Source organism: Streptomyces sp. NPDC007875, assembly GCF_042868035.1.
Taxonomy (GTDB): Bacteria; Actinomycetota; Actinomycetes; order Streptomycetales; family Streptomycetaceae; genus Streptomyces; species Streptomyces antimycoticus.
In genome coordinates this window covers 1-1,500 of the sequence record NZ_JBIADZ010000107.1, presented here as the reverse complement: position 1 = coordinate 1,500, position 1,500 = coordinate 1, and the positions used below count along the sequence as shown (strand labels likewise).

At 68.3% G+C, this 1,500-nt stretch carries 1 protein-coding gene; it reads left to right on the top strand.

Translation table 11 applies throughout. The features are described from left to right. Window positions 1-106 precede the first annotated feature (106 nt). A partial coding sequence (locus ACFYOY_RS49140; protein WP_388594653.1) for an AMP-binding protein occupies window positions 107-1,500 on the top strand: 1,394 nt, incomplete at its 3' end.

Here is a 1,500-nt window from a genome sequence, read left to right as displayed (position 1 = left end):
ACCGTAGGTTCAAGCCTCACGGTCCGAAATGGACGGTGCGAATGGGATGGTCTGGGCGTGTGGTTGTGTTGTGCTCAATCGCGCAGCTTGATGGAGAGGGGTGGCCATGGATCTGGGCACGGTTATGCGCTGGACGGCCGAGCGCTATCCGCAGCGCCGGGCGGTCGGCGGCAGGGCCCCGATGACCTACCGGGAATGGGACGCCCACACCAACCGGCTGGCGCGGGCCGTGACCGAGCTCGGTGTCCGCCCCGGCGGGCGGGTGGTGCTCTCGATGGCCGGGGGTGAGCCGCTGGCCAGCCTGCACCTGGCCGTGCAGAAGCTGGGTGCCGTCTCGGTGCCGCTGTCCTTCCGCCTCAGCGCCTCGGAGCTCCAGTACTGCCTCTCCGACGCCGAGCCCGCGCTGGTGATCAGCGACGCGTCGACTTCCGCCGTCGCCGAGGAGGCACTGAGCGGCATGGACTCCCTGCCGTGGATCCTCTCCGGTGATCCGGCCGATGCGACGATCGAGCGCCTCGCGCTCGCTCAGCCGGACGGCCCGCTCGACGTCCGGGTGTCCGAGCAGGACATCAGCGTGATGCTCTATACCTCGGGCACCACCGGCAGACCCAAGGGCGTGCCGCGGACGCACAGCGCCGAGTACCACGCCTCGGTCGCCCATCTGCTGCAGAGCGGACAGGCCCCCTTCGACGTGACGCTCGGCGTGATGCCGCTGTTCCACACCATGGGGCTGCGCACACTCATCGCCACCGTCGTCGGTGCGGGCACGTGGACTCCGCAGGTGCGGTTCGACGCCGACGAGACACTCGCCCTCATCACCGAAGAGCGCATCAGCTGCCTCTACCTCGTACCGACGATCTACTGGTCGCTGGTGCGCACCGGCCGCCTCGCGGAAGCCACGTCCGTGCGCGAACTGGCCTACGCAGGCTCGTCGATGACCCCGGCACTCGTGGAGCAACTGACGGACACGCTGCAGCCGAAGTCCTTCGTCAACCACTTCGGCAGCACTGAGATCTACACCTTCACTGTTGGGCCCGACGTCATTGCCAAGCCGGGGTGCGCGGGCCGGGCCGGTGTCTTCTCCCGGGTCCGCTTGGTCGAACCGGTCCCAGACGCCAGCCCCGACGCGCTGGTCGGCCCCGGCGAGCAGGGGCAGATCGCGATCTCCATGCGGAGTCCGGAGGCATTCGCCGGCTACTGGCACCGCCCCGACGCAGATGCCAAGTCGATCCGCGACGGCTGGTTCTTCCCCGGAGACCTCGCCATCGCCGACGAGGACGGGGACCTGTGGGTCGCCGGACGCGTCGACGACATGATCAATTCCGGTGGCGAGAACATCTATCCGGACGAGATCGAGGACAGGCTGATCCGCTGTCCGGCGGTCAGTGAGGTCGTCGTTGTCGGGCTGTCCGACGACCGGTGGGGACAGGCCGCCACCGCGTTCTTCGTTCCCGCCAAAGACATGACCCCCGACCAGGCGTTGGCGGTACTTAACTCCTA